Raw genomic sequence first — 26,782 nt, 5'->3', positions numbered from 1 at the left:
GGGGAAGGTCATGAATCAGATCCACGTCATTGCCCATACGCACTGGGATCAGGAGTGGTATTTCACCCGTCAGGACAGCATGGTGCTGGCGTCATATAACTTTGCGGACGTCATCGACACGCTGGAGCAGGACCCGGCTTACAGCTGCTATCACCTTGACGGACAGATGGCGGTGGTAGAAGACTTTCTCGCTATCAATCCCGATTATCGCACCAGGCTGGAGACGCTGGTCAGAGCGAAAAGGATTTTTGTGGGGCCGTGGTATACCCAGACGGATACCTACAACGTGCATGGCGAATCCATTATCCGCAACCTCAAATACGGCATCTTCTCTGCCCGTAAGCTGGGGCACGCCATGCAGGTTGGGTATCTTCCGGATACCTTCGGCCACAATGCGCAGATGCCCACGATTTTGCAGGGCTGCAATATCGACAATATCGTCTTCTGGCGCGGCATCGATCACGACAGACAGGCGAAAAGCAGCCAGTTCCTCTGGCGCGCGCCGTCAGGGGCGACCGTTATCGCCTGCGCGATGGCGCTCGGTTATGGCGCGGCTAAAAACATCTCTTCAGACGCGAGCCATTTGCAGGGAAAAATCTTCCCGATGGTCAATCTCCTGCGCTCGCGGGCCGGAATAAATGACCTGCTGCTGCCCTGCGGCGGCGATCAGGTCAGCATCGACCCGGCGCTGCCGAAAATCCTGCAGGTCGCCAGCGCACGCTCCCCGGATGAGGACCATTACGTCATCAGTTCGCTGGAGCACTACGTCGACATTCTGCGCGCGCAGCGTGAGCAGTTTGAATTCTGGGAAGGAGAGCTGAAATCGCCGCGCTACACCCGCATCCATAAAACGATCGGCTCCGTGCGCTACGACATTAAAAAGAAAAATGATGCAGTTGAGCAGTTCATCCTGCGGCAGCTGGAGCCGACAATCGCCATGGCGCGTCACCAGGGGCTGCCGGTCAACCTCTCGGTGGTCGATACGCTCTGGAAGAAGCTGTTGCGAAGCCATGCCCATGACTCCATCGGCGGCTGTAATAGCGATGCCACCAACCGCGATATTTTGCATCGACTGGAGCAAACCGAACAGCTGTGCCACAGCCTGTGGAATCTGGTGGTGAAAACCCTGGCCGCCGCCTGCGCCCGGGAAGGCGATCTGCTGATTTTTAACCCGCTGGCCACGCAAACGCAGCGCGTGGTGAAAACCACTCTCTATAGCCGCGCTGAAAATATCGCCCTGATGTATCAGGGGCAGGCCATCCCCTTCGACGTCCTGAAAAGAGACGTGTTGCCCGGCGGAACGGCGATCTCCCTTAACGCCGAAGGCGAATGTGAAACGCCCCTTCCCCCTTATTACCGCTGGCACGTTGCTGTGAAAACACCGGTTCTGCCGCCGGTCGGCTATCTCAGCGTTAACGTTGAAGATGACCCGGCGCCTTTCCGGCAGCCTGAACAGACAACGGGCAGCGAGATAGAGAATGCGCATTATCGATTAACGCTGGACGACGGAACACTAACCCTGCACGACAAACGCAGCGGCAGATGCATCCCCTCGTTCTTTACCCTTGAAGACTGTGCGGATGCGGGCGACAGCTACGATTTCTCACCGCTTGCGGGCGATACCCCGACGCGATGCGACCATTTCACGCTCGTCGGCTGCCTGAAAACGCCGCTTGTCGAAAAGCTGATCGTTGAAGCCACCCTGTTTCTTCCGCCAGATCTCGCCGGACGCCAGGATACTGCCCGAACGCCGTTATCCATTCGTCTGGAGTGCACATTACGCGAAGACGATCCGAACCTGTACGTCGAGGCTTCGCTGGAAAACAGCCACTGCGATCACCGGCTACGTTTACTGATCGGCAGCGATATTCGCACCCGTCACGCTATCGCCTCCCAGCCCTTCGCGATAATCCAGCGCGATACGGGGTGTGAGAGTGGAAACTGGCAGGAGCGCTATCGCGAGATGCCCGTGGATATCGAAACCACCGAAGGCATTATTGCTGTCGCGGAAGCGGGCAAAGCGCTGGTGGTGAATAGTCGCGGTATGAAGGAATTTCAGATTATCGGCAGTGAACCCGCGGCGATTGCTCTGACGTTGTTTAAAGCGACGGGCGTGCTCGGGCGCAACGATCTCGACTGGCGACCGGGCCGTGCGTCCGGCATTAATAATACGGTGGTTGAGACCCCCGATGCGCAGTTGCTGAAACCGCTGCACTTTTCATTTACCGTCGCGCTGGCCGACAGCGCCGATCATCTCACGCTTCGCCAACTGGAAAATCAGGCGGCCGGACAGCCCTTCACCTACCAACGGCAATCGTTACACACGCTCGATCACCGCCTTGAGCGCTTTGCGTTGCGTCTGCCCGAGCATCAGCTTCCGGCACAATTCTCATTATTGACCCTGCCGGAGCCGCTAGTCCTTTCTGCCCTGCCCCATGCGCAACGGTCGAATGGCACCGTCGTCCGGGTGTTTAACGCCGGGACGCAGCCGGTTCCCGTCCCGGAAAGTCTGGTGGGGCTACGTCAGATCAACTATCTGGAAGAGCCTGTGCCGCCGGTAACGGCAATCCCCCCTTTCGCAACCTGCGATTTTTTGATGGAGGCTTAATATGAACTTGCTTGCATTGACGCACCCCGATCTGGTTTTTATCAACCCGCCGCACCGTACGCCTGAAGCGCTGATCCGCTGGCTCGCCGAACCGCTCGCCAGGCGAAAAATCATCTGCAATGAAGAAACATTCATCCAGAGCGTGTTACAGCGCGAAAGCGAAGGCCCTACCGCGCTGGGTGAAGCGCTCGCCGTTCCGCACGGTAAAACCGAGGCGGTGCAGCAGGCGGCGTTTTGTCTGGCACTCTTTGACGACCCGATACGCTGGCCGGGGCTGGACGGTGATGAAGAGGTCAGAATGGTTTTCCTGCTCGCCATTCCGCCCGCGGAAGCAGGCAGTACCCACATGCAGCTGCTGACGACGCTGACCAGTTTATTGACAGAAGATCGAGTGCGCGCGCAGCTTCTGGCGGCGCGCACCCGGGAAGAGGCGATGTCCTCCCTGAGTGCTGAAGAACCTCAAAAACAGGATGTGGCTCCTGACCGCTCCTTTCTCATTCCGGTGATACTGGGCAGTATCGCTACCGCAGCCTTTTTACAGGCAGGATTGAGCTGGGCCTGCGCGGTGAGTTAACCGAACGGCGCTCAGCATGTACCACGTTGAGCGCTTGTTTTTGTTGAATAATTAATCAGATTTTTCCTTCGCGTCTTTACAAAGGCTGAAGCGCCCGCCGTTTGTACTCTCGTCTTTTTACTTTGTTCTGCGTCAAATAAATCGCAAACTTGTTTGATGCAAATCACTATATGTAGAACTTAAAATGCACGCCGACCCAACATATTGTATTAATCGTCTACTATTCCAACAACAAGACGGCGCTTACGCTGGCCGGAATTGTGGATAACATGAGCTGGGAACGGGGGAAGTCTTTGGCCTGGCGGGGAATACGTCCGGTGAATACTTCTCCACCTCTGTGGATAACCTGTTTTTAAAAATGGAGTGATCATGACACCGCATGTGATGAAACGTGATGGCTGTAAAGTGCCGTTTAAATCAGAGCGCATCCAGGAAGCCATTCTGCGTGCAGCTAAAGCAGCGGGAGTCGATGACGCAGATTACTGCGCCACCGTCGCAGAAGTCGTTAGCAGCCAGATGACTGAACGCAGCCAGGTCGATATCAACGAGATCCAGACCGCGGTTGAAAACCAGCTGATGGCTGGCCCCTACAAACAGTTAGCCCGCGCCTACATTGAGTATCGCCACGATCGCGACGTGCAGCGTGAGAAGCGCGGTCGCCTCAATCAGGAGATCCGTGGCTTGGTGGAGCAGACCAACTCTGCCCTGCTCAATGAAAACGCCAACAAAGACAGCAAAGTGATCCCGACCCAGCGCGATCTGCTGGCCGGTATCGTCGCCAAACACTATGCCCGTCAGCATCTGCTGCCGCGCGACGTGGTCTCGGCACACGAGCGCGGCGAGATCCACTATCACGACCTCGATTACTCGCCGTTCTTCCCGATGTTCAACTGCATGCTGATCGACCTGAAAGGCATGCTGACCCAGGGCTTTAAAATGGGTAACGCCGAGATTGAACCGCCTAAGTCGATCTCCACGGCGACAGCGGTAACGGCACAGATCATCGCTCAGGTGGCGAGCCACATTTATGGCGGGACCACCATAAACCGCATTGACGAAGTGCTGGCCCCGTTCGTGACGGCGAGCTTCAACAAGCATCGGAAAACTGCCGAAGAGTGGCAGATCCCGGACGCGGACGGCTATGCGCACTCCCGTACCGAAAAAGAGTGCTACGACGCGTTCCAGTCGCTGGAATATGAAGTGAACACGCTGCACACCGCCAACGGGCAGACGCCGTTTGTGACCTTCGGTTTTGGCCTGGGTACCAGCTGGGAATCACGCCTGATCCAGCAATCCATTCTGCGCAACCGTATTTCCGGCCTCGGCAAGAACCGCAAAACCGCGGTGTTCCCGAAACTGGTGTTCGCCATCCGCGACGGCCTGAACCACAAGTTTGGCGATCCGAACTACGACATCAAACAGCTGGCGCTGGAGTGCGCGAGCAAGCGCATGTACCCGGACATTCTGAACTACGACCAGGTGGTAAAAGTCACCGGTTCGTTTAAAACGCCTATGGGCTGCCGCAGCTTCCTCGGGGTGTACGAGGATGAAAACGGCGAGCAGATCCACGACGGGCGTAACAACCTGGGCGTCATCAGCCTGAACCTGCCGCGCATCGCGCTGGAGGCCAAAGGCAATGAAGCTGAATTCTGGAAACTGCTGGATGAACGCCTGCAGCTGGCGCGTAAGGCGCTGATGACCCGTATCGCACGCCTTGAAGGGGTGAAAGCCCGCGTGGCGCCCATCCTCTATATGGAAGGGGCCTGCGGCGTGCGCCTGAAGGCGGACGATGACGTGTCCGAGATCTTCAAAAACGGCCGCGCGTCGATTTCGCTGGGCTATATCGGCATCCACGAAACCATCAACGCCCTGTCTGGCGACGCGCATATGTACGACAGCGCGGCCCTGCGCGAAAAAGGCATTGCGATTGTCCAGCGCCTGCGCGACGCGGTTGACCAGTGGAAAGAGGAAACTGGCTACGGGTTTAGCCTCTACAGTACGCCGAGCGAGAACCTGTGCGACCGCTTCTGCCGTCTGGACACCGCCGAGTTCGGGATTGTGGAAGGCGTGACCGACAAAGGATACTACACCAACAGCTTCCACCTCGACGTGGAGAAAAAGGTAAACCCGTACGACAAGATCGACTTCGAAGCGGCCTATCCGCCCATCGCCAGCGGCGGCTTCATCTGCTACGGCGAGTACCCGAACATCCAGCACAACCTGAAGGCGCTGGAAGACGTGTGGGATTATAGCTATCAGCACGTGCCGTATTACGGGACCAATACGCCAATCGACGAATGCTACGAGTGTGGCTTTACCGGTGAGTTCGAGTGTACGAGCAAAGGCTTTACCTGCCCGAAATGCGGCAACCACGATGCAGCCCGTGTCTCCGTGACCCGCCGCGTGTGCGGCTATCTCGGCAGCCCGGATGCCCGTCCGTTTAACGCCGGCAAGCAGGAAGAGGTGAAGCGCCGGGTGAAACATCTGGGGAATGGGCAGATCGGTTGAGCTACTGCCACATTTATGCCCGGTGGCGCTACGCTTACCGGGCCTACAATCCGCACTCACACTGTACCCGGCTTGGTTAACCGCTATGAACTACCATCAGTACTACCCCGTCGACATCGTCAACGGCCCCGGTACCCGCTGCACCCTGTTCGTTTCAGGCTGCGTTCATGAGTGCCCAGGCTGCTACAACAAAAGCACCTGGCGCGTAAATTCCGGCATGCCGTTTACCGCCGAAATGGAAGACCGCATCATCGACGACCTGAACGACACGCGCATCAAACGCCAGGGGATTTCGCTCTCCGGCGGCGATCCGCTCCATCCGCAAAACGTGCCGGAGATCCTGAAGCTGGTGAAGCGCATTCACCGCGAGTGTGCGGGAAAAGATATCTGGGTCTGGACGGGATATAAGCTGGAAGAGCTGAATGCTGCTCAGAGGGAAGTCGTGGATTTGATTAACGTGCTGGTGGACGGCAAGTTCGTGCAGGATTTAAAAGATCCGGCCCTGATCTGGCGCGGCAGCAGCAACCAGGTTGTGCATCATCTGCGTTAAACGCTAAAGCCGTTTATTTGTTTCATGATAAACGGCTGATTTCTCTCTCTTTCCGATAGCGATAACAAATACCGTAACTACGTTATCCTGAACCTGATAAACCAAACGATAACCCAGAGATCTGAGTTTTATTTTGTAGCAATCCGGCAGGCCGTGCAGGCGGGCCTATTCAATTCTGGGGTTCACTAAGACGTCAGCAAGTTTCTTTTTAAACTGGCATTTCACCGTATCGCCCAGCTTATGCCACTCCTTTAAAGCCCTAGGGTCGAACTCCAGTTCTTAAATCATCCAGACTAACCTTAATTCCCTTTTGTGGATTCGCCAGTCGCTCCCGGACTGTCTGTATCAGTTCATCTTCACTGTCACTGATGGTGACAGTTTTCACCGGCATACGCCCTGTTTCCGCAACGTACTGAAACAGTAACCGCACGGCTTCCGTTGGGGTAATATTGAGTTTTTCCAGCACGGCATACGCCTCATTTTTGAGTTTGTCATCCAGACGGACGTTAAGCGTGGCCATTATGCCTCCAGTAAAATCGAATGTGTAATGCAGTTTAGCATTACATTCGCATTACATCGAATTCTGGATAACGCCTCTCAAAACCGGCTCAAACTCTCCATCGCCTCAGCCTTAAACGCCGCAAAATCCTCGCACTGGCACAGGCGCGTCATTGCGCGTTCTCGCAGGAAAGTGACGAAGATGTCGTAAATCGCCATCGCCTCTTCGTACTCGCTTTTGCTGATGGCGAGCAGGAAGATGACGTGCGCCGTTTCATCCCCCCACTGAATACCCTGCGGAGCCAGCACCGTATAGACCACCGTTTTCTGTGCCAGCAGGCCGAGGGAGTGCGGCAGCGCGATGCCGTCGCCGAGCATGGTGCTGACGATAGCTTCACGCTCAACGACCGAATCCAGAAACTCCGCGCCAACAAAGCCTTCGCGTTCAAGCTGGTCACACAGCTCGCGGAACAGCGTTTGCTGGTCAACAGGTTTGTTGAGAATGCGGAAATGGGCCGCGTCGAAGTATTTCTCCAGCATCCACGGGCGGGTGCGGTCCACCAGCACCAGCTTGCCGATCTGCTCCAATTGATAATCGGTCGGGAACGGGGCGATCGTCACCACCGGTTTAGATTTTTCACTCACGCGGGCGGTGGAGATGACAAAGTCTTCGCCGATGGCATCCGCAAGCTCGTACTCGCGCAGAGTGAGCGTGCGCGTCACCTCGATCTGCGGGTATTTGCGCTGGAGCACCGCCTCGATCATGCGCACCATCGCATTACCGGCGTCGCACACCAGCAGTACGCGCGGCTGGCGCTGGTAGCCGATGTTGTAGTGGCGCTCCAGCCCGACGCCGATGTGCAGCACCAGAAAACCAATCTCGTTTTCGCTGATCGCATACGGGGTGTATTTCCCCCAGCTCGACACCGCCGCGAGAGTCATATCCCACGCCATCGGATAGTGCTGCTTGATGTTGTCCAGCAGCGGATTGGGGATCATGATTTGATAGCGCACGCGGGTGATCATGGTTTTGATGTGCGTGAGCAGATCGGCGTGCAGCTGCGCGTCGCTGAGCAGGTTGTAGTTATAGTGGGTGTTGATGTAGCGCAGGATATAGTTGACCAGCGCTTCGTCGTCGTCGGCGTTAATCGCGCTGGGGGCAATCTCCTGAATCTGCCGCGCCGCGATGTGGACGCACAGCCAGCTCTCTTCCGATGGCGCAAGCGCCTTGCCCGCCAGCTCCTGAATGGCCACCGCGATATCCTTCGCCGCCTCGCGCACGTTCTCTTCCACGTCTTCCGCGTGGAATTCCGGCAGCGGATACCCCTCGCTGATGCGCCGCACCGACACCGCGCAGTACAGGCGCAGGAACAGTTCGCCTTCGTCGGTCAGACGAATGTGATGGCGGGTGAGCGCGTCGTGAAGCACGACCACCATCTGCTCCGGTACCCCGGCGTTGAGCGCGACCTCCGTCACCAGCGGGTTAAGGCTGTCCTGCTGCGCCAGCTCCCACAGAAGATCGGTCAGGCAGGCGCGGACCGACATCTCGCTGCCAAACAGCTTCATGCCGTGGCGCGGGCGGGTTTCCAGCGTCAGGTTATAGCGCTGGAACCACTCGCGCACTTCCACCATGTCGCTCTGCAAGGTGGCGCGGCTGACAAACCACTCGTCGGCCAGATCTTCAAGCTTAAGTGAAAACGCCGACGTCAGGAAACGCACCACCAGATAGTGCACGCGCTCCGGTCCCGTTCGGGGAATACGCAGCGCGCGCGGGTGCGATGCCTGCAGCTGCTGATAGCGCTCGGCATCGTCAATTTTAAGCTGGTAGCCGTTACCCCGGCTCAGAATAAACTGCGCGCCGTGGCTCGCCAGCAGCGCGTTCAGGGCGGTGATATCTGCGCGGACGGTTCGCGTGGAGACCGACAGCCGCTGCGCCAGCTCGTCCTGCGGCAGCGTCTCGTTTTGCAACAGATCGAAAAGTTGCGCTAAACGTTGGTTCGGAAATCGCACGTCTTTGTCCTCTTACTGCTCAGGGTGAAATGACCATCTGGGATGGGCTGCCGACCGGGGTATAGTCTGGCTCGAAGCTCAGCTTGCCGTCCTGCGCCACGCGGAAACGGGTAATGTTGTCGCTGCGCTGGTTCATGACGTACAGCCAGCGGCCCTGCTTATCGAGCGTCAGGGTGCGCGGGTAGTCGCCGCGCGTCCAGACATCCTCCTGATGCGTCAGCGTGCCCTCCGCTGTTACGGTAAAGTGCCCGATACTGTTATGCAAACGGTTCGCCACATACAGCTGTTTACCATCGGCGCTTAGCGCCAGCCCGGCAGCAAAACTGGTGCCTTTATAGCCGTCCGGCAGGGCAGAGATCGTTTTGCCCTCTTTCAGCCTGCCGCTGCTGTCCAGCGCATAATGGGTGAGCGTCGACGCCTCTTCGTTAATCAGCCACAGGGCATCGCCTTTCGGCGTAAAGACGAAGTGGCGCGGACCGGCGCCTTTTGAGGAGGCGCTGATAAACGGCGGATCGTTCGGCGTTAGCTTTCCGGTTCGATCGTCAAAGCGGTACTGATAGATACGATCCAGCCCAAGATCGGTGGAAAAAACGTACTTCCCGCCCGGATCGGCGGCGATCATGTGCGCATGCGGGCCGTTGTGATCGCTGATCGCGAAACTGCCCTCAACGGCAGCTTCCGGCTTCGCCACGCCCGGTTCGCCCTGGTCCTGATGTCTGTCCGTCGCGTCACCCAGGCTGCCGTCCGCGTTGACGGGCAAAACGGCAATCGATCCGCTGACGTAGTTCGCCACCAGCAGATGCTTGCCGTTTGGCGTTAGCGAAAGATACACCGGCCCGGCGCCGCCGGAGGCCACCTGATTCAGCTCGCTCAGCTCACCGTTATCGCCGACGCGCAGCGCCTGCACCACGCCCTGCTCCACTTCGCTTGCCAGATACAGCGTTTTACCGTCTTGCGAAAGGGTCAACTGCGCCGCGTTCGGCAGTTTGCTCACCAGCGTTTTATCGTCCAGCGCGCCGGTTTGCGGGTCGATGGTAAAACGGTACAGCCCTTCACCGTTCGGATTATAGGTGCCCACCCAGGCGTATTGCGTCTGGGCGATGGCGGCGGTGGCGAGCATTGAGAGTGAAGCGACAAGCAGGTTACGGGTGTGCATGGTGGCTCCTTTATATGTGTGAGTTCTACTTCACCAGCTTCTTCGTCATCGCCAGCAGCGTACGCACATCTTCGGGACGCGTATCGCCGCTGGCTTTGTCGATAATCGAGCTGTAGATATGCGGGATGATTTTGCTCACGCCCGCGTCGAGGGCGATCTGCAGGATCGCCTCATAGTTTTCCAGATCGATACCCCCCGTCGGCTCCAGCCAGAAGTCGTGACGGGCGCAGGCTTCCGCCACCGCCTGGTATTCGTCACGGCACTTGAGGGCGCCCATCGGGAAGTACTTAATCGAACTGCCGCCGAAGTCTTTCAGCAGGGCAATCGCCGTTTCAACCGGCACGATACCGTCCGGCGCTTTGCTGCTCAGCGGGCCGGTGGAGATTTTCACCATACCGACGGTACCGGTCGGAGAGACCAGGCCATTGACCACCGATTCATTCTGCCCCAGCAGCGCGCGGCTCGCGGCCACGCCGGTGAAGACCTGATTAACGTGCTGCGGCTGCACCTGGCGGGAGATCTCGCTCACCATTGCCGACTGGTTCGGATCGCCCGCGCCCAGCCCTACGGAGAGCGCGTTATCAATCAGCGCCGCGTATTCACGCATATCCGCGACCGCGCTCGCCACGTCCGGGTAATTTTTGGAGAGCACGCCCACCAGCACGTGACCTTCCGCCGCCTCGTAAATGGCGCTGGCGTTGGCTTTCGAGCCGGCCAGCACGTTCAGGCAGACGCGGTCACGGTAAAAATTGGGGGTCAGTTTCATGCGTTTTTCTCCTGTCCTAATACTTCACTAATGCGGCGGTAGACGATGTTCAGCTGGTCAGCACTTACGCTGCGCACGTCCGCTTCGATAATCCCTTCGTTGGCCTTGTAGCCACGGAAATAGATGGCGTATTCGCCCTGCTTGAGCGCGTTCACCAGGTCACCCGTGCCGACGCCTGTGGTGGCTTCGTCGAACTTAATTTCGGTGCGGGCGATATCGCGACCCGCGCTGTCCCAGACCACGCGGGCGGTGACGCCGTTCAGGGTGTTGAGCGCGTCGATAAACGGTTTCATCTTCGCCACCATCTCGGCACCGCTTTCCTTGGTGGCCGTCAGGTAGTGTTCAATGGCGCAGGTCAGGCCGAGGATCCCCTCTTTACCCACCTTCATGGCGCGGCCAATGCCCGCCGTCTGGCGTTTCACCCACTCGACGTACTGGGTTTTGCCGATCACCAGGCCGCTGGTTGGCCCCTCGATCGCCTTCGCGCCGCTGTAAATCACCAGATCCGCGCCGGAGCGGTAGTACACGTGCAGATCTTCTTCCGCCGCGGCATCGACGATCAGCGGCAGGGAGTGTTTACGTGCGACGACAGCCGCCTGCTCGACGCTGAGCATGCTTTTCTGCACGCAGTGGTGCGATTTGATGTAGAGGATCGCCGCCGTGCGCGGGGTGATGGCCGCCGCCAGCTGGTCGGCGGAGCATTCGTTGGCGTAACCCGCTTCCACCAGCTTGCCGCCGCCCAGCGCCACCATGGTGCCGACCGGCGCGCCAAAGTTAACGTTGTGGCCTTTCGGCAGGACGATTTCATTGTTCTCGATTGGCGTGACGTGCAGGTTTTCCAGCAGCCAGTCGCTGTCTTTTACCAGCACCGCCGCCACGGACTGGGCGATGCCCGCCGACGCGCAGGAGACCACCGTCGCGCCTTCCACATCCAGCAGCTTCGCGATGTATTCCCCGGTTTTATTGACCAGATCCTTCATCTCGAAGTAATGATTCATGCCGTCCATCGCCGCCTGCACTACTTCCGGGCGCGGCGTGGAGACGCCCAGCGCCGTCATGCGGCCAGAGGTGTTGATAACCTGCTTTAAATTATACTTCTCATAAATCGAAGGCATGTTCCGTGCTCCCTTGTTCGGTCATGTAGCCCTTGCCCGCGCGGATCGCGGCAAGCGGCACCAGAATGTGTTCAGCCTGCAGGCTGTCGTTTTCAGCGTCCGTCAGCACCGTTGGCTGGCGTTTAATCGTGAACAGCGTCAGGTCGGCGTCGAGACCCGGCTGGATGCGGCCCTTGCGCGTCAGGCGCAGGCCGTCGGCGGCGTTCGAGGTCACGCAGTCAATCACCTGCGGCAATGACATGCCGATGGCGAGAAACTTCGACATCACGCTTGCCAGCGAGCCCACCGGGCCGTTGATGCGGTTGCGGCAGTAGATATCCGAGCTGATGGTGTGCGGCAGAATGCCCATCGCGATGGCGCGTTTCGCCACCTCAAAGCTGAAGCTCGCCGTGCCGTGGCCGACGTCCAGACGCACGCCACGCTTCAGGGCGGAGGTGATGGAGGCGCGCAGCTCGCCGGACGGCGTCAGAATGCGGTTAGGCTTACCGTTATAGCAGTGGGTAATGATGTCGCCGGAGCTTAACAGCTCGGCGATTTCATCGAGGTTCGGCGGGTTATTGCCGATGTGCACCATCAGCGGCAAGTCGCCATTCTCTTTCTGGATGGCTTTGGCGCGCTCCAGCGGCGTGATGCCGTTTTCACCGACCACGCTGCTGCTCATGCGCGCCTTCAGGCCGACAATAAAATCCGGGTGGCGCTTCACCGCCTGCTTCACCGCATCGGCGTCAATGTTTGCCATGTTGGCCAGCTCGTTCTGGGCAATCAGCCCCACGCGGGAGATATTCAACAGGGCAAAGACCTCGGTGGAGGCCTTGCGGGTAATCGCGTAGAAATCGTCCACGTCGTCGGCCCCGGTACTGCCCGCGTCCACCACGGTAGTGACGCCGGTGGCAATGCCCACGCTGTCCGGCTCGTCGTGGTAAATCGGTGAGTTCGGGTAGCAGTGAACGTGGGAGTCAATCCAGCCCGCGCTAACGTACACGTCACCGTTAAGCTCAACCGTTTTACGGGCGGGAGCGTCAATTTCGCCCGTCGCGGCGATCTTCCCGTCCTGAATGGCGATATCGGTCAGGGTATCGTCGGCGAGGCGCGCACGGCGCAGGAGTAAATCAAACATGAGGATCTCCTGATATGGCGGGCGCCGGAGCGCCCGCGAGTATTAAAGGGCGACCGGGAACAGCCAGCCCAAAATCATTGCGCCGAGGATGGCGCCACCGGTAATCGGCTTCTGCCAGATGTAGAACAGCAGCGCGCCGACCAGCGAACCGACGCCGATTGGAATGGAGGCGGTCATCGCGCTGAGGATAATCAACGGCCCGAGGAAGCGGCCGGAGGCGTTACCCGCGCCCATCATCACGTCTGCGCCGTAGGTGGAGTTGCTTTGGTTGATGGTGAACTTACGCGCCAGGATGATGACGTAGCCAATCGCCAGACCAATCACCAGGCCGGTAATCAGCGAGGCAATGAAGTTGGTCACCGGGAACATGATCCCCGCACCCAGCAGCAGCGCCGGTACGCCGAGGCCCACGCCGGTCTGGATCGCCCCACCGATGTCGAGAATACCGACTAGCGACCCTTCAATAATGCGGGCGAACAGGAAGCTCGCGCCGAACGCCGCCACCGCGCCGTAGACGCCGGTATCGATGCCCGCTTTCAGCATCGCCACGAAGGCCACTTCGTTAAACGCGCCGATGCCGTAGAGGTAGTACATGTGCGTCCCGGCGAAGACGCCGGAGGAGAGCAGGCCAACGAAGATCGGGAACGACCAGTCGGCATACCAAAAACCTTTATTCTGTTCCATTTAGAGGCTCCTGTTATTTACCGCTGAGCGAGTTGTGGATCATGTCGAGCCAGTTCGGCACGGTCAGATGGAAGGATTCGATCATCTTCATGTCGAAGCCGCGGAAGAAGCCGCTCAACACGAACAGCAGCACGATCGCCGCCATCATCACTTTGGTGACGTGGTTCCAGCCGCTCTCCTCAACGCCTTTACCGATCAGGATGCCGAGAACCAGACCCGGTACGGCGTTCCCCATGATCAGCTGCGCCGCGCCGCCGAAGATGGTGGCCCAGAAGCCCGATTTTTTACCCGCGTCGATGGCCGCCAGCCAGAAGATCACCGGCATCACGGTGTTAACCAGCAGGTTCGCGGCAGGCACCAGCACCTTCACGGCGGTAACCTGCAGCGCTGCCGGCACGGAGGAGGCGGTCAGGTTCAGGAAGGTGACGACGAGCATGCCAATCACGCCGCAGGCAATCGCCATTTTGCGGGGATCGTGCAGCGTTTCGCCGACGTTACGGTTTTTGATCATCAGTGCAGCAGCACCCCAGTTCGGGATGATGCGGTGGTCAACGTCCTGTGTGAAGGCACCTGCAGCCACGGAAGAGGCCCAGGCGTTAAAGAAGAAACCTAACCCAAAGGAGAAGTGGGACGCCGGATCCCCTTCACAGGAGTTCAGTTCCCCCAACGTACGAAACGCGCCCATACCCTGAGTGGTAGGCGCATGAAACATGCGTGCAGCCCCGGCTCCGACACCGACGCCAACCAGGCCGCCAATGATGAGCGATTTTATTAATATAATTAAGAACATCAGTCTGCCCTTTTATGAATAATCAGCGTTGCGTGACGAAATCCACTCGGTCAAGATTGATGGCGGTCACGTTGACGGTCACATCCAGCTCCACGCTGTAGGTGCGTCTTTCCCGGCGCAAAAAGAAGAACAGAAACGCTTCTTTACGCACCGCTTCTTGCGCCTGAACAACCTGCACATCCTGTGGCTCAATACGCAGTAAGATATGCGGTGAGGCTTTCATCACCGCGGCCTGAACGTGGTTGAGCGCGTCGGCAAAGGCGCGCGCTTTGGCGTCGCCCTTCCCCTTCACTCTCACCGTGGTTGTGAACTGTTCTTTCATGCTTATGCGCCGTATTTCTTCTGCCACGCCTGCACCAGACGCTCGCCCAGCTCTTCTTTATCCATAAAGCCAAAGCCCAGCACGTTGCAGCCTTCGTTGATGGCGGTCACGCCCTCTTCCACGGAACGCATGCCGTATTTGGCCTTGTAGCCATATTTGGTTTGGGCGGTGATGGCCCCCGCGCCGCCGCTGCCGCAGAAGGAGATGCCGAAGGTGGCGTTTTCCGCTTTCATTACGTCGCCGAGCTTCATGTCCGCCGCCATGCCCGGCACAACCACTGCGCGTCCACCTGCTTTTTCCACACCCGCAGCCACTTTCTGACCTTTACCCAGGCGATCGCCAATCACGACTGTAATCTGTTCCATGTGTTGCTCCTTAAAGGTTGTCTTTCGCGACTTCAAAGTGAACGGAGAGCAGCCAGGCCTCTTCATCAGGAAGGTTGCCAAACTGCGCCACCACTTCACGGGCAAGCTGCATTGAATCTGGTGAAATTTCGTCGAACAGCTCTGCTTCAACCTCCGGCAGCGGCTCGCCGGTCACGGACCGGTGCGCCATTGCGCGAACGTGGGAGGTGAGCATCTGCTCCTGTACCGCATTGGGGATGATGTTGTGCCGGGCCAGCAGGGCATAAACCTGCTGCAGCATGGTGTTCGCGAGCTGTTCTGTTTGCACCGCCTGTTCCCCAACGTCGTTCATTACCGCTCCGTTAATCACTCGTCTTACCCCGTTAATGGCTCTGGAATAAAACTAACGTTGGGCGTGAAGGGTTTGTAGCGAGTTGTTTTCCACTTCGAAGTGGAAAGGCGAGCCGCAGCAGTGATCTGTGCCACATAAATATGGTGAATCTGGATTAACGGCCGCATTTACGTGATGAATGTCACGCTATTAAGCGGCACTAAACAGGTAAGCGGAGTGGAAAAGTTTACGAGCAGGCTCGTAGAAATGTGACGTGGATAAGGTTTTCTTATGGGGATTCGCTAGAGTGGCTGCGGGTGCTTGAGACTGACCGTCTCAGGCATGGGACGGAAAGTGGAAAGCCCCGCCTGATAGAAAATCAGGGCGGGGGCTCGAAACGACACGTCGGACCGTGGAGTTCGCTACCTCGCCCGCTTTAAAGCAAGGAGGCATCCATGAAACGCCAATCCCCAATTATCCGGGTTTCGATGATTGTTGCTTTGACAATAATCATCTTAACGCTGGTGACGAGGAAAACACTGTGCGAGATCCGTTTTCGAAACGGCTCGCTTGAAGTGACAGCGCGGATGGATTGTCGCTCCGGCCAGTAGGGAGCAAGGATGCGGGGGCGCTTAGTGCGCCTCCGCATACGGAGGAAGGACGTACAGCTCAGGCACCCAATTAACGATATTTCTTGTGATACGTATTGCGCGTCGCCACAAACTGGTCGGCCGCCGCCTGGGCTTCCTTCACTTTGCCTTCGTTAGCCAGCTTCAGCGCGCCGTCGATCTGACCGACCAGCACGTCAAAGCCGTGGCGATAGTCTTTCATCTCTGCGCTGTCTGCCGCTTTGCTTTCCAGCTTTGGCGGCGTCGCTTTTTGCGCGTCCAGCGCCGCTTCACGCATTTTGGTCAGTGCGCCTTTCATTTCCGCCGCATTGTCCGTTTTCTGCACTACCTTCAGGTTTTGACTGAGGATGTCCATGTTGTCTTCGAGATCGGCAGCAAACGCAGAAGAGCCAAGAACCAGCGTTGAAGCCGCGACGATCGCTAACAGGTGTTTACGCATTGCTCACTTCCTTTTTTATTATTGAAACGCTTGTCGGGTATTACTGGCCGGCGATTTTCATTTCCGGCAGTAATACAGAACCACACTGTATATTGCTACGTGTTTCAATATCGTTACCGACCGTAACGATATTGCGCCACATGTCCTTCAGGTTACCGGCGATGGTAATTTCGCTCACCGGATACTGAATTTCGCCGTTTTCGACCCAGAAGCCTGCCGCACCGCGAGAATAGTCACCGGTGATGCCGCTTACGCCCTGGCCCATCAGCTCGGTGACCACCAGACCGGTGCCCATCTCTTTCAGCATCTGCTCGAAGTTCAGGCCCTGCCCGGCAATGCGCCAGTTGTGGATCCCGCCCGCGTGCCCGGTGCTTTTCAGCCCCAGCTTGCGCGCGGAGTAGTTGGTCAGCAGCCACTGGGTCAGAATGCCGTCTTTAACGATATCGCGGCGTTCCGTGCGCACGCCTTCGCTGTCGAATGGCGTGGAGGCCAGCCCTTTCAGCAGGTGCGGATGTTCCTCGATAGTCAGCCACTCCGGCAGGATCTGCTTGCCCAGCGAGTCGAGCAGGAAGGTCGATTTACGGTACACCGAGCCGCCCGCGATAGCGCCCACCAGATGACCAAACAGGCCGGTCGCCACTTCATTAGCAAAAATGACTGGGGCCTTCATGGTGGAGAGCTTACGCGGCGACAGGCGAGACAGCGTGCGTTCGGCACACTCTTTGCCCACCCACTCAGGAGACTGCAAATCCTCCAGCGCGCGGCCAATGGTGTAGGCGTAGTCACGCTCCATGTCGCCGTTCTCTTCGGCAATCACGCAGCTTGAAAGCGAGTGACGGGTGGAGCAGTAGCCCTGCAGCATGCCGTGGCTGTTGCCGAAAAATTTGATGCCGTAGTGGCTGTTGAAGCTGCCGCCTTCGGTATTCGTGATGCGCTTGTCAGCCTGCAAAGACGCCTGCTCGGCGCGCGCGGCCAGCTCAATCGCTTCATCCGGAGTGACTTCAGCCGGGTGGAACAGATCGAGATCCGGCGCGTCAAACGCCAGCAGATCTTTATCCGCCACGCCTGCGTAAGGATCCGGAGAGGTGTAACGGGCGATATCCAGCGCCGCCTGCACCGTGCGGGCGATGGCATCCGGGCTGAGATCGGTGGACGACGCGCTGCCTTTGCGGTTCTGGTGATACACCGTGATCCCAAGCGCGCCATCGCTGTTAAATTCTACATTCTCCACTTCGCCATAGCGGGTGCTCACGCTAATGCCGGTGGTTTTGCTGACCGCCACTTCGGCGCCATCTGATTTACCTGAAGCGAGCGTCAGCGCGGTGGAGACGGCTTCTTCCAGAATCTTACGCTGCGCTTCAACTTGTGAGGTTACTTTCATCGCAAATGCCATACTGTAAGAGAGAGTTAAGTGAAGTCTAACAGAGAACCGTTTTTCAGTGCGCGTCTTAACTGGTAACATTAGCCTCTTTTTTTAAGGAGCCTGACATGACTAAGCAGCCCGAAGACTGGCTCGACGACGTTCCCGGTGATGACATCGAAGACGAAGATGATGAGATCATCTGGGTCAGTAAAAGTGAAATTAAACGTGACGCCGAAGAGTTAAAACAGCTTGGCGCAGAAATGGTAGAACTGGGTAAAAACGCGCTGGATAAGATCCCGCTCGACCAGGATCTGCGTGATGCCATTGAACTGGCACAGAAAATCAAGAAAGAAGGCCGTCGTCGCCAGCTTCAGCTTATCGGTAAAATGCTGCGTCAGCGCGACGTGGATCCGATCCGTCAGGCGCTGGACAAGCTGAAAAACCGCCACAACCAGCAGGTTGCGCTGTTCCATAAGCTGGAGCAGATCCGCGATCGTCTGATTGAACAGGGTGATGATGCGGTACCGGAAGTGCTGAACCTGTGGCCGGATGCCGACCGCCAGCAGCTGCGTTCTTTGATCCGCAACGCGAAGAAAGAGAAAGAGGGGAATAAGCCGCCGAAATCCGCGCGTCTGATTTTCCAGTATCTGCGCGAGCTGTCTGAGAACGCAGAGTAAGCCCCTCACCCCAAAGGGAAGAGGGAGAAGAGATAATGTAAGCCCGGGAAGCGCTAGCGCCACCGGGCTTTTTTTTACTCTGCGGCCGCGGCTTTCTTCGCCAGACCGTCCAGCAGCTTCTGATGGATCCCACCGAACCCGCCGTTGCTCATCACCAGAATGTGGTCGCCAGGCTGTGCGGCTTTCACCACCATATCCGCTAAGACATCCACGTCCGCGCTCCAGTGCGCAGGCTGAATGCAGGCGTCGGCCACTTCAGCCACCTGCCACGGAATATGCTGCGGCTGCAGCAGGAAGACCTCATCGGCACGTCCTAACGACGGCGCGAGATCGTCTTTGCAGATGCCCATCTTCATGGTGTTCGAGCGCGGTTCCAGCACCGCCAGAATGCGCGCGGTGCCGCCAACCTTGCCACGCAGGGCGGCAAGCGTCGCCAGAATGGCCGTTGGGTGGTGCGCGAAATCGTCATACACCGTCACGCCGTTCGCTTCGCCGCGCAGCTCCAGGCGGCGGCGGGCGTTGATAAACGTCCCCAGCGCATTGGCCGCATCCGCAGGCAGTACGCCCACGTGGCGCGCCGCGGCGATCGCCATCAGGCCGTTGTGCATGTTGTGCTCGCCCACCAGGCCCCACTTCACCTCGCCCACTTTCTCACCGTCGAGCAGTACTTCCCACTCGGAGGCATCCGCGTTGAGTTTTTTCGCCTGCCAGTGGCCCTGCTCGCCCACCAGCTCCTGCTCGCTCCAGCAGCCCATCGCCATGGTCTGCTTCAGGTTGATGTCGTTCTCCGGCAGGATAATGCGGCCCTGGCCCGGAACAATGCGCACCAGGTGGTGGAACTGTTTCTGAATGGCTTTCAGGTCGTCAAAGATATCCGCGTGGTCAAACTCAAGGTTGTTGAGGATCAGCGTGCGCGGGCAGTAGTGCACGAATTTGGAACGCTTGTCGAAGAATGCGCAGTCGTATTCATCCGCCTCAATCACAAAGAACGGGCTGTCGCCGAGACGCGCAGAGACGTCGAAGTTACCCGGCACGCCGCCGATCACGAAGCCCGGCTTGTAGCCGCAGGCTTCGAGGATCCAGGTCGCCATACCGGCGGTGGTGGTTTTGCCGTGGGTACCGGCTACGGCAATCACCCAGCGGTCGCGCAGCACGAAGTCATGCAGCCACTGCGGGCCGGACATGAACGGAATATTGCGTTCCAGCACCGCTTCAACGCACGGGTTACCGCGGGTCATGGCGTTGCCAATGATGACCAGATCCGGCTCGGGATCCAGCTGGCTGGCATCGTAGCCCTGAATTAAAGAGATGCCCTGTTTTTCCAGAAGCGTGCTCATCGGCGGATACACATTGGCGTCCGAACCTGTCACTTCATGGCCCAGCGAGCGCGCCAGCATTGCCAGTCCGCCCATGAAAGTGCCACAAATCCCCAATATATGAATGCGCATACGTCACTATCCTTCTTTAATGTGGCGCACATTTTACTCACATGTTAGCGGCTGTGAAACGCATTTCAGGTAAATCCGTATGTTGCTGGCGCGATTCACCTCTGCGCTACTATTTGAATATTTGTTAAGATTGTTGGGCATTAGTCGTTTTAGTGAACATACAATCGCTCTACTCACAAAGATGCAGGGAAAGTGTTATGAAAACGTTAGGTGAATTTATTGTCGAAAAGCAGCACGAGTTCTCTCATGCTACGGGTGAACTCACTGCTTTGCTGTCGGCAATAAAGCTGGGCGCTAAGATCATCCACCGTGATATCAACAAGGCCGGTCTGGTCGATATCCTGGGTGCCAGCGGTGCCGAGAACGTTCAGGGCGAGGTTCAGCAGAAACTCGATCTGTTCGCAAATGAAAAACTGAAAGCTGCACTGCGCGCGCGCGACATCGTTGCGGGTATCGCCTCCGAAGAAGAAGATGAAATTGTTGTTTTCGAAGGGTGTGAACACGCGAAATACGTCGTACTGATGGATCCGCTCGACGGCTCCTCCAACATCGACGTTAACGTTTCTGTCGGTACCATTTTCTCCATCTACCGCCGCGTCACGCCTGTTGGTACGCCGGTAACCGAAGAAGATTTCCTGCAGCCGGGCAGTAACCAGGTTGCGGCCGGTTACGTCGTTTATGGCTCGTCCACCATGCTGGTCTACACCACCGGATGCGGGGTTCACGCCTTTACCTACGATCCGTCGCTGGGCGTCTTCTGCCTGTGCCAGGAACGTATGCGCTTCCCGGAGAAAGGCAGCACTTACTCCATCAACGAAGGCAACTACATCAAGTTCCCGAACGGCGTGAAGAAGTACATCAAATTCTGCCAGGAAGAAGATAAAGCGACCCAGCGCCCTTACACGTCCCGCTACATTGGCTCTCTGGTCGCGGATTTCCACCGTAACCTGCTGAAGGGCGGTATCTACCTTTACCCAAGCACCGCCAGCCACCCGGACGGGAAGCTGCGCCTGCTGTACGAATGCAACCCGATGGCGTTCCTGGCCGAACAGGCTGGCGGCAAGGCGAGCGACGGTAAACAGCGTATTCTGGACATCGTGCCGGAAAGCCTTCACCAGCGTCGTTCGTTCTTCGTTGGCAACAACCATATGGTTGAAGACGTTGAACGTTTTATCCGTGAGTACCCGGACGCGTAATATCTCTCCCGGGGAGCCAGTCTGGCTCCCCAACACATTTATATATTTTACCGTATAAGTGTTTATAAAAATCACGCTTTAATCTTCACCCCTGCTCCTGCATTATTTCCATAACAGTTTGACATTTATTTCCTGGAGCAGAATTGCAATGAAAAATTATTCCCGGGCTAATACCGGCATTGATTTAAATCTTATCCCTGTATTTATTGAAGTCGTCCGCTGCGGCAGTATGGCAAAAGCCTCTTTGCGCCTGGAGATGTCCCGTCCTGCGGTGAGCCTGGCGTTGAAGCGTTTTAATCAACTGTTTGATGAGCCGTTATTTTTTCGCAAAGGTTTATATCTCGAGCCGACTGAAAAAGCGTTAGCGTTAACCAACTCGCTGGAATTATTAATGGGTGATATTCACGATAATATTGCGGCGGTAAATTCCGCGAGAAATAAAGCCCCGGCACAGAACGCACCGGGGCTGGGAAATATTATGCCGCAGTCTGAGCCGTCACTTTAAATGATGACATGGCTTCCATCAGCTGACGCGACTGCTCCTCAAGGGAGCGGGTCGCGGCGGAGGATTGCTGCACCAGCGCCGCATTCTGCTGCGCGGTTTCATCCATCTGGTTCACCGCAATATTCACCTGCTCGATGCCGCGGCTCTGCTCCTGAGACGCGGTGGCAATTTCGCGCATCAGTTTGGTCATGCGCAGCACTTCGGTGGCAATCTCATCCATCGTTTCACCCGCCTGCTGGGCCAGCTCGCTACCCTCGTTAACGTGGGCCTGCGAATCGCCGATCAGAGAGCGGATCTCTTTCGCCGCGTCGGCGCTGCGGCTGGCAAGGTTGCGGACTTCACCCGCGACCACGGCAAACCCGCGCCCCTGCTCGCCCGCGCGCGCCGCTTCCACGGAGGCGTTAAGCGCCAGAATGTTGGTCTGGAAGGCAATACCGTCAATCACGCTCAGGATGTCGGCGATGCGCGCCGAACTGCCGGAGATATCGCGCATTTTTTCAATCACGTAGCAGACCATTTCGCTGCCGTGATCGGCGGTGTCGGAAACAGACTTCGCCAGCTGGTGCGCCTGCTCGGCGTTGTCGGCGTTAAGCTTCACCGTGGCGGTGATCTGCTCCATGCTGGCGGCGGTCTGCTCCAGCGACGTGGCGGTGGATTCGGTGCGCTCGGCAAGATCCCGGTTCCCCGCCGTCAGCTCGCGGCTGCCGGTATCAATTTGCGAGCTGGCATCGCGAACCCGCAGAACCGAGCTCATCAGCGACTGACGCATCTCCTCTATCGCCGCGTTGAGGCGGTTAAACTCCTGGCTCGCCGGGGCATTCAGCATGTGGGTTAAATCGCCCGCTGCCACGTTCTCCAGCTGAGCAATGGAGGCCGACAGCGGCTTGAGCAGCATATGGCGCAGCGCCAGCCAGGCGAGCGCGATAATGCCCGCCGTCAGCAGCGCGGCGACAATAATCAGGATCAGCACGCGGGTTTTACTCGCCTGTACGGCACGCACTTCCGCCTGACCTCGCGCTTCGCTCCATTTCTGAAACGCCTGCATGTCGTTATCGAACTGCTTCGCCACCGGAATCAGCGTGTTCTCCAGCAGATCGTAATAGCTGTCTGCGCTCTGGTCATTCAGGGTTTTCAGCATCGGGCCGATCCCCTGCTGGTTATATGTCGCCAGGCTGGCCGCGACTTTGTCGAGGAGCTGCTGCCCCTGTTCGTCAGCCACGCCGCCGTCAATCACGCCTTTTAACGTTTTCAGGGCCAGGGCGACTTCCTGATTGATGTTTTTTACCGCTTTGGCCGCATCGTCCAGCATGCCGATTTCCATCATGCGGACGGCCTGACCCGCCTCATTGCGCGCGCGCAGGATCAGCGTATAGCCGGTATTCAGCTGCACCATCTGCTCACCCTGAAGGTGATTAATGCGCTGCAGTGAGGAAGAACTCTGTGTGAGGGCATAAATGCCGATGCCGCTGACAATCAGCAGCAGAAGGGTCATAACGGCCAGTAAAGAGAGCAAGCCGGTACGAATCGATAGCGTTTTAAGCATGATATTATTTCCGGTAGCGAGATATTTCTGGGCATAAAAGAAGATTATCGGCCGCTACCGGAGAATATTTATACACGTGTTACAGGCGAACTCTGACGATTCTCCCAAAGCACCGTCAGACCGCGTTGCAGGGCAATAAAAATAAACAGCAGAATGCCGATGGCGATCTTCGTCCACCACGAACTGAGCGTGCCGTCAAAGTTGATATAGGTTTGTATCAGCCCCTGGATCGCGACACCGAACAGCGTCCCCAGCACCGTCCCTACCCCGCCGCTGAGCAGCGTGCCGCCGATAACCACCGAGGCAATCGCATCCAGCTCGACGCCGACGCCTGCAAGGGCATAGCCCGCCTGGGTATAAACTGAGAAGACAATACCCGCCAGCGTTGCCAGGCCGGTCGAAAGCATATAGATGCGGATGGTGGTGCTGCGGGTTGAGATCCCCATCAGGTTGGCCGACGTGGCGTTGCCGCCAATAGCATAAACCTGATTGCCAAACCGGGTTCGGTGGGCAAGGAAAATACCAATCACCACCACCCCCAGCATCAGCAGCCCCATCGCACTTAAACGCCCGCCGCCGGGAATTTTCCACGCCAGGCTGGAGAGCGTGTCATACACCGGATGGTTAATCGGAATCGACTCCTCAGAAACCAGATAACTTACGCCGCGCAGGAAAAACATCCCGGCCAGCGTGATGATAAAGGCCGGAATTTTCAGCGCGTCGATCAGAAGCCCCATAAAGGCGCCAAACGCGCAGCCCATCACCAGCACCAGCGGAAACGCCACCAGCGGCGAGATGCCCCAGAAGCCGATCGCCTTCGCAAGGAATACCCCCGTGAACGCGATCACCGACCCGACGGAGAGATCGATCCCGCCGGAGAGGATCACAAAGGTCATGCCGACGGCGATAATGCCTAAAAAGGCGTTGTCCGTCAGAATGTTGCAGATCACGCGCGTTGAGGCAAAACCGGGGAACTGCGTGAGGCAGTAGAGATACCCCAGCACAAACACGCCCAGCGTGATCATTAACGGTAAATTACGTTTTATCATGGCCACGGATCCCCTTAATGATGCTGACAAAGCGCGGCGACTGGACGATCAGCACGCAGAGTACAACTACCGCTTTTACCACCTGGTTGAGTTCCGGCTGGAATCCCGAGAGCAGGATCCCGGTGTTCATGCCCTGAATGATCAGCGCGCCGATCACCGAGAGCAGCAGGTTAAAGCGCCCGCCCATCAGCGACCCGCCGCCGATCACCACCGCGAGGATCGCATCCAGCTCCAGCCAGAGCCCGGCGTTATTGGCATCGGCCCCGCGAATATCGGCGGCGACGATGACACCGGCAATGGCGGCGCAGACGCCGCTCAGCACGTAGGTCAGCATCACCATCAGGCGGGTGTTGACCCCGGCGTTGCGCGCGGCGCGAATGTTGATCCCCACCGCCTCAATAAACATGCCGAGCGCCGTTTTGCGGGTGAAGAGCCAAAAGACAATAAGCGTGACCAGGGCAATAATCACCGGCGTCGGGAAGAACAGAAGGTTGCCGCTGCCAAGCCATGCCAGGCTCGGAGAGTTGAAGGTAACAATCTGCCCCGAGGTGATCAACTGTGCGACCCCGCGCCCGGCCACCATCAGGATCAGCGTAGCGACAAAGGGCTGAATTTTCAGCACCGCCACCAGAATGCCGTTCCATAGTCCGGCCAGCACGCCGGTGCCTAAGGCCGCCAGCAGTACCACCGGCAGGCTGTGACCGGCCACGGTCATGGAGGCTGCCGTGGCCCCGGCGATAGCCATCACCGCGCCGACGGAGAGATCTATTCCGCCGGTGGCGATCACCAGCGTCATCCCAATCGCCAGCAGCGCCACGGGCGCGGCGCGGTTTAAAATATCGATCGGGCTGCCAAACAGGCGGCCATCCTGAACAATAATCTGGAAGAAATGCGGTGCGACAAGGCTATCTACCAGCAGCACCACCAGCAGCGCTGCAATTTGCGGCGTGCCGGTTGGCCAGCTAAAGCGGCGCTTTGACTCACCGGTTTGCGAAAGCGAACGGGACATCACGATTCACTCCTTACGCCGCGATGGCATTCATGATTGCCGGAACGGACAGTTTATCCAGTGGGATCTCTGCCACCTGTTTGCGATCGCGCATGATGATGACGCGATCGGCATAGCCCACCAGCTCCTCCAGCTCGGATGAGATAACCAGCAGGGCCAGCCCGTCCGCACAGAGCGTTTCGATAAGCCGGATAATTTCGGCGTGCGCGCCCACGTCGATACCGCGCGTCGGCTCGTCAAGGATCAGGAACTGCGGTTTGGTCAGCAGCCAGCGGGAGAGCAGCACCTTCTGCTGGTTACCGCCGGAGAGAAATTCAATCGGCTGCTCCGCGCTCGGGGTGCGGATGCCGAGCTGGCGGATAAAGCGCTCGGCGATGGCGTTTTGCTCTTTACGTGGGATCGGGCGCAGCCAGCCGCGCTGGGCCTGCAGGGCCAGGATGATATTTTCCCGCACCGAGGCGGCGGCAATGATGCCGTCCGTTTTCCGGTCTTCCGGGCAGAAGCCAACGCCCAGACAGGAGGCCTGATGCGGCGATCGCAGGGTTTGCGGTTTGCCCTTGATCAGCGCGGTGCCGCTGTCGGCAGGCTTGATCCCGAAGATCACCTCGGCGGTTTCGGTTCGGCCCGAGCCCAGCAGGCCCGCCAGCCCGACAATTTCGCCGGGACGCACCTCAAGGTTAAACGGCGATATCACGCCTTTCTTGCCGTAATCGCTGAACGCGGCAACCGGTTTTTCGCTCAGCAACGTGCGGCCCGCACGCTGGAGCGCGTTGGTTTCCAGCTCGCGGCCCAGCATCATTTTCACCAGCTCGATCTGCGGCAGCTCGCGGGTTTCGCGGCAGCCGACAAAGCTGCCGTTGCGCAGCACCGTAATGCGGTCGCTCACCTCATACACCTGATCGAGAAAGTGCGTGACGAAGATCAGGCTCACGCCCTGATCGCGCAGCTGGCGCATCAGGGTGAAGAGCATCTCCACTTCCTGGGTATCGAGGCTGGCGGTGGGTTCATCGAGGATCAGCACCTTCGCAGAGAGATCGATCGCGCGACAGATGGCGACGATCTGCTGCATCGCCACGGAAAAGCGGTTCAGCGGCTCGCGGACGTCGAGGGAGAAGCCGTAGGACTCCATCAGCTTCGTGGCGCGCGCCTCCATCTCTTTGCGGCGCAGCAGGCCAAAGCGGCGTGGCTCGCGGCCAATAAACAGGTTGTCTGCCACCGACATATTCGGCAGCAGGTTCACTTCCTGGTAAACCGTCCCGATCCCCAACTGCTGGGCGTGGGCGGTATTTTTTGGCGAAATAGCGTTGCCTTCCAGCCAGATGGTGCCGCGATCGGCGTGATAAACGCCGGTCAGCGATTTAATCAGCGTCGATTTTCCCGCGCCGTTCTCGCCCAACAGCGCCATGATTTCACCACGCCGCAGGCTGAAATCAACGCTATCCAGCGCCTTTACGCCGGGGAAGAATTTACTCAAGCCCTCTGTGCGGAGGATTTCCTGGTGTTGTTCAGTTTTCATATTCACGTCCCCGGCACGTTCCCGTAGGCCGGGTA

26 protein-coding genes and 1 pseudogene are annotated in these 26,782 nt (G+C 57.9%); 8 read left to right on the top strand and 19 right to left on the bottom strand.

The features are described from left to right. Positions 1–10: 10 nt before the first annotated feature. The 4 genes from IM314_RS08415 to nrdG all read left to right on the top strand — a co-directional run bounded on the left by IM314_RS08415 (position 11) and on the right by nrdG (position 6,240). Positions 11–2,608 carry a glycoside hydrolase family 38 C-terminal domain-containing protein gene (locus IM314_RS08415; protein ID WP_193358612.1) on the top strand — a complete coding sequence of 866 codons (2,598 nt, stop codon included), beginning with the start codon at positions 11–13 and terminating at the stop codon, positions 2,606–2,608. Position 2,609: 1 nt separating this feature from the next. After that, complete coding sequence (locus tag IM314_RS08410; protein WP_193358613.1) at positions 2,610–3,182, top strand: PTS sugar transporter subunit IIA; 573 nt, start codon at positions 2,610–2,612, stop codon at positions 3,180–3,182. Positions 3,183–3,551: 369 nt separating this feature from the next. Next, on the top strand, positions 3,552–5,690 hold the full coding sequence (gene nrdD, locus IM314_RS08405; protein WP_041911452.1) for an anaerobic ribonucleoside-triphosphate reductase: 2,139 nt from the start codon (positions 3,552–3,554) through the stop codon (positions 5,688–5,690). An 85-nt stretch (positions 5,691–5,775) separates the two neighbouring features. Beyond that, complete coding sequence (gene nrdG / locus IM314_RS08400; protein WP_060573503.1) at positions 5,776–6,240, top strand: anaerobic ribonucleoside-triphosphate reductase-activating protein; 465 nt, start codon at positions 5,776–5,778, stop codon at positions 6,238–6,240. 3 nt (positions 6,241–6,243) lie between these two features. Here nrdG and IM314_RS21960 read toward each other — a convergent pair. The 12 genes and pseudogenes from IM314_RS21960 to IM314_RS08340 all read right to left on the bottom strand — a co-directional run bounded on the left by IM314_RS21960 (position 6,244) and on the right by IM314_RS08340 (position 15,412). Next, positions 6,244–6,516: pseudogene (locus tag IM314_RS21960) on the bottom strand (type II toxin-antitoxin system RelE/ParE family toxin). Then, a complete protein-coding gene (locus IM314_RS08390) occupies positions 6,500–6,760 on the bottom strand; it encodes a type II toxin-antitoxin system RelB/DinJ family antitoxin (RefSeq protein ID WP_193358614.1) in 261 nt (86 codons plus the stop codon). Before IM314_RS08390 ends, IM314_RS21960 begins: the two are co-directional and overlap by 17 nt. Before the next feature lie 77 nt (positions 6,761–6,837). Next, complete coding sequence (locus IM314_RS08385; RefSeq protein ID WP_060573507.1) at positions 6,838–8,748, bottom strand: transcription antiterminator; 1,911 nt, start codon at positions 8,746–8,748, stop codon at positions 6,838–6,840. A gap of 19 nt (positions 8,749–8,767) precedes the next feature. After that, positions 8,768–9,904 carry a lactonase family protein gene (locus IM314_RS08380; RefSeq protein ID WP_193358615.1) on the bottom strand — a complete coding sequence of 379 codons (1,137 nt, stop codon included), beginning with the start codon at positions 9,902–9,904 and terminating at the stop codon, positions 8,768–8,770. Between the two features lie 25 nt (positions 9,905–9,929). Beyond that, positions 9,930–10,670, bottom strand: coding sequence for a KDGP aldolase family protein (locus IM314_RS08375; RefSeq protein ID WP_193358616.1), 741 nt, complete (start codon positions 10,668–10,670; stop codon positions 9,930–9,932). Further along, positions 10,667–11,785: a DgaE family pyridoxal phosphate-dependent ammonia lyase gene (locus IM314_RS08370; RefSeq protein ID WP_193358617.1), complete on the bottom strand. Its 1,119-nt coding sequence runs from the start codon at positions 11,783–11,785 to the stop codon at positions 10,667–10,669. Before IM314_RS08370 ends, IM314_RS08375 begins: the two co-directional genes overlap by 4 nt. After that, the gene (locus tag IM314_RS08365; protein WP_048960841.1) at positions 11,769–12,902 is read right to left on the bottom strand and encodes an amidohydrolase/deacetylase family metallohydrolase; all 1,134 of its coding nucleotides are present in this window, start codon (positions 12,900–12,902) and stop codon (positions 11,769–11,771) included. The genes IM314_RS08370 and IM314_RS08365 overlap by 17 nt, the downstream gene beginning before the upstream one ends. A 42-nt stretch (positions 12,903–12,944) precedes the next feature. Next, a complete protein-coding gene (locus IM314_RS08360; RefSeq protein ID WP_003856081.1) occupies positions 12,945–13,586 on the bottom strand; it encodes a DUF4310 family protein in 642 nt (213 codons plus the stop codon). Positions 13,587–13,599: 13 nt separating this feature from the next. Then, positions 13,600–14,376, bottom strand: coding sequence for a DUF4311 domain-containing protein (locus tag IM314_RS08355; protein ID WP_023310182.1), 777 nt, complete (start codon positions 14,374–14,376; stop codon positions 13,600–13,602). A gap of 22 nt (positions 14,377–14,398) precedes the next feature. Then, positions 14,399–14,698 carry a DUF4312 family protein gene (locus IM314_RS08350; RefSeq protein ID WP_008501409.1) on the bottom strand — a complete coding sequence of 100 codons (300 nt, stop codon included), beginning with the start codon at positions 14,696–14,698 and terminating at the stop codon, positions 14,399–14,401. Between the two features lie 2 nt (positions 14,699–14,700). Further along, a complete protein-coding gene (locus IM314_RS08345; protein WP_023293430.1) occupies positions 14,701–15,063 on the bottom strand; it encodes an SFCGS family glycine-rich protein in 363 nt (120 codons plus the stop codon). Between the two features lie 10 nt (positions 15,064–15,073). Then, positions 15,074–15,412, bottom strand: a complete 339-nt coding sequence (locus IM314_RS08340) for a PRD domain-containing protein (RefSeq protein WP_026080657.1) — start codon at positions 15,410–15,412, stop codon at positions 15,074–15,076. A gap of 416 nt (positions 15,413–15,828) precedes the next feature. Between IM314_RS08340 and IM314_RS08335 the strand changes: the two genes are divergently transcribed. Continuing rightward, the gene (locus IM314_RS08335; protein WP_041911460.1) at positions 15,829–15,984 is read left to right on the top strand and encodes a Hok/Gef family protein; all 156 of its coding nucleotides are present in this window, start codon (positions 15,829–15,831) and stop codon (positions 15,982–15,984) included. A gap of 70 nt (positions 15,985–16,054) precedes the next feature. Here the strand turns inward: IM314_RS08335 and cybC are convergent, their stop codons facing one another. Both cybC and pmbA read right to left on the bottom strand, forming a co-directional pair. Further along, positions 16,055–16,441: a cytochrome b562 gene (gene cybC, locus IM314_RS08330; RefSeq protein ID WP_028015297.1), complete on the bottom strand. Its 387-nt coding sequence runs from the start codon at positions 16,439–16,441 to the stop codon at positions 16,055–16,057. Positions 16,442–16,481: 40 nt separating this feature from the next. Next, the gene (gene pmbA, locus IM314_RS08325) at positions 16,482–17,834 is read right to left on the bottom strand and encodes a metalloprotease PmbA (protein WP_193358618.1); all 1,353 of its coding nucleotides are present in this window, start codon (positions 17,832–17,834) and stop codon (positions 16,482–16,484) included. Between the two features lie 95 nt (positions 17,835–17,929). Between pmbA and yjgA the strand changes: the two genes are divergently transcribed. Beyond that, positions 17,930–18,481, top strand: coding sequence for a ribosome biogenesis factor YjgA (gene yjgA, locus IM314_RS08320; RefSeq protein WP_028015295.1), 552 nt, complete (start codon positions 17,930–17,932; stop codon positions 18,479–18,481). 74 nt (positions 18,482–18,555) lie between these two features. On the opposite strand, the gene mpl is transcribed toward yjgA, so the two are convergent. After that, positions 18,556–19,929 carry a UDP-N-acetylmuramate:L-alanyl-gamma-D-glutamyl-meso-diaminopimelate ligase gene (mpl, locus tag IM314_RS08315; RefSeq protein ID WP_193358619.1) on the bottom strand — a complete coding sequence of 458 codons (1,374 nt, stop codon included), beginning with the start codon at positions 19,927–19,929 and terminating at the stop codon, positions 18,556–18,558. Between the two features lie 197 nt (positions 19,930–20,126). On the opposite strand from mpl, the gene fbp reads away from it, so the two are divergent. Together fbp and IM314_RS08305 are read left to right on the top strand one after the other, a co-directional pair. After that, a complete protein-coding gene (gene fbp, locus IM314_RS08310) occupies positions 20,127–21,125 on the top strand; it encodes a class 1 fructose-bisphosphatase (RefSeq protein ID WP_028015293.1) in 999 nt (332 codons plus the stop codon). Between the two features lie 148 nt (positions 21,126–21,273). Beyond that, positions 21,274–21,630 (top strand): LysR family transcriptional regulator, encoded by a 357-nt coding sequence (locus IM314_RS08305; RefSeq protein ID WP_041911461.1) that lies wholly within the window; start codon positions 21,274–21,276, stop codon positions 21,628–21,630. On the opposite strand, the gene IM314_RS08300 is transcribed toward IM314_RS08305, so the two are convergent. From IM314_RS08300 to ytfR, 4 genes are all read right to left on the bottom strand, one after another. Then, entirely contained in the window at positions 21,602–23,173 is a 1,572-nt protein-coding gene (locus IM314_RS08300) for a methyl-accepting chemotaxis protein (protein WP_193358620.1), read from the bottom strand. The genes IM314_RS08305 and IM314_RS08300 overlap by 29 nt on opposite strands. 68 nt (positions 23,174–23,241) lie before the next feature. After that, the gene (yjfF, locus tag IM314_RS08295) at positions 23,242–24,222 is read right to left on the bottom strand and encodes a galactofuranose ABC transporter, permease protein YjfF (protein ID WP_041911463.1); all 981 of its coding nucleotides are present in this window, start codon (positions 24,220–24,222) and stop codon (positions 23,242–23,244) included. Further along, positions 24,209–25,234: a galactofuranose ABC transporter, ATP-binding protein YtfT gene (gene ytfT / locus IM314_RS08290; RefSeq protein WP_162268710.1), complete on the bottom strand. Its 1,026-nt coding sequence runs from the start codon at positions 25,232–25,234 to the stop codon at positions 24,209–24,211. Before ytfT ends, yjfF begins: the two co-directional genes overlap by 14 nt. A 10-nt stretch (positions 25,235–25,244) precedes the next feature. Continuing rightward, positions 25,245–26,747, bottom strand: a complete 1,503-nt coding sequence (ytfR, locus tag IM314_RS08285; protein WP_041911465.1) for a galactofuranose ABC transporter, ATP-binding protein YtfR — start codon at positions 26,745–26,747, stop codon at positions 25,245–25,247. Between the last annotated feature and the right edge of the window lie 35 nt (positions 26,748–26,782).

It is taken from the genome of Enterobacter cloacae complex sp. P42RS (assembly GCF_014930595.1).
Taxonomy (GTDB): Bacteria; Pseudomonadota; Gammaproteobacteria; order Enterobacterales; family Enterobacteriaceae; genus Enterobacter; species Enterobacter bugandensis.
This window is presented reverse-complemented; position numbering and strand designations above follow the sequence as displayed.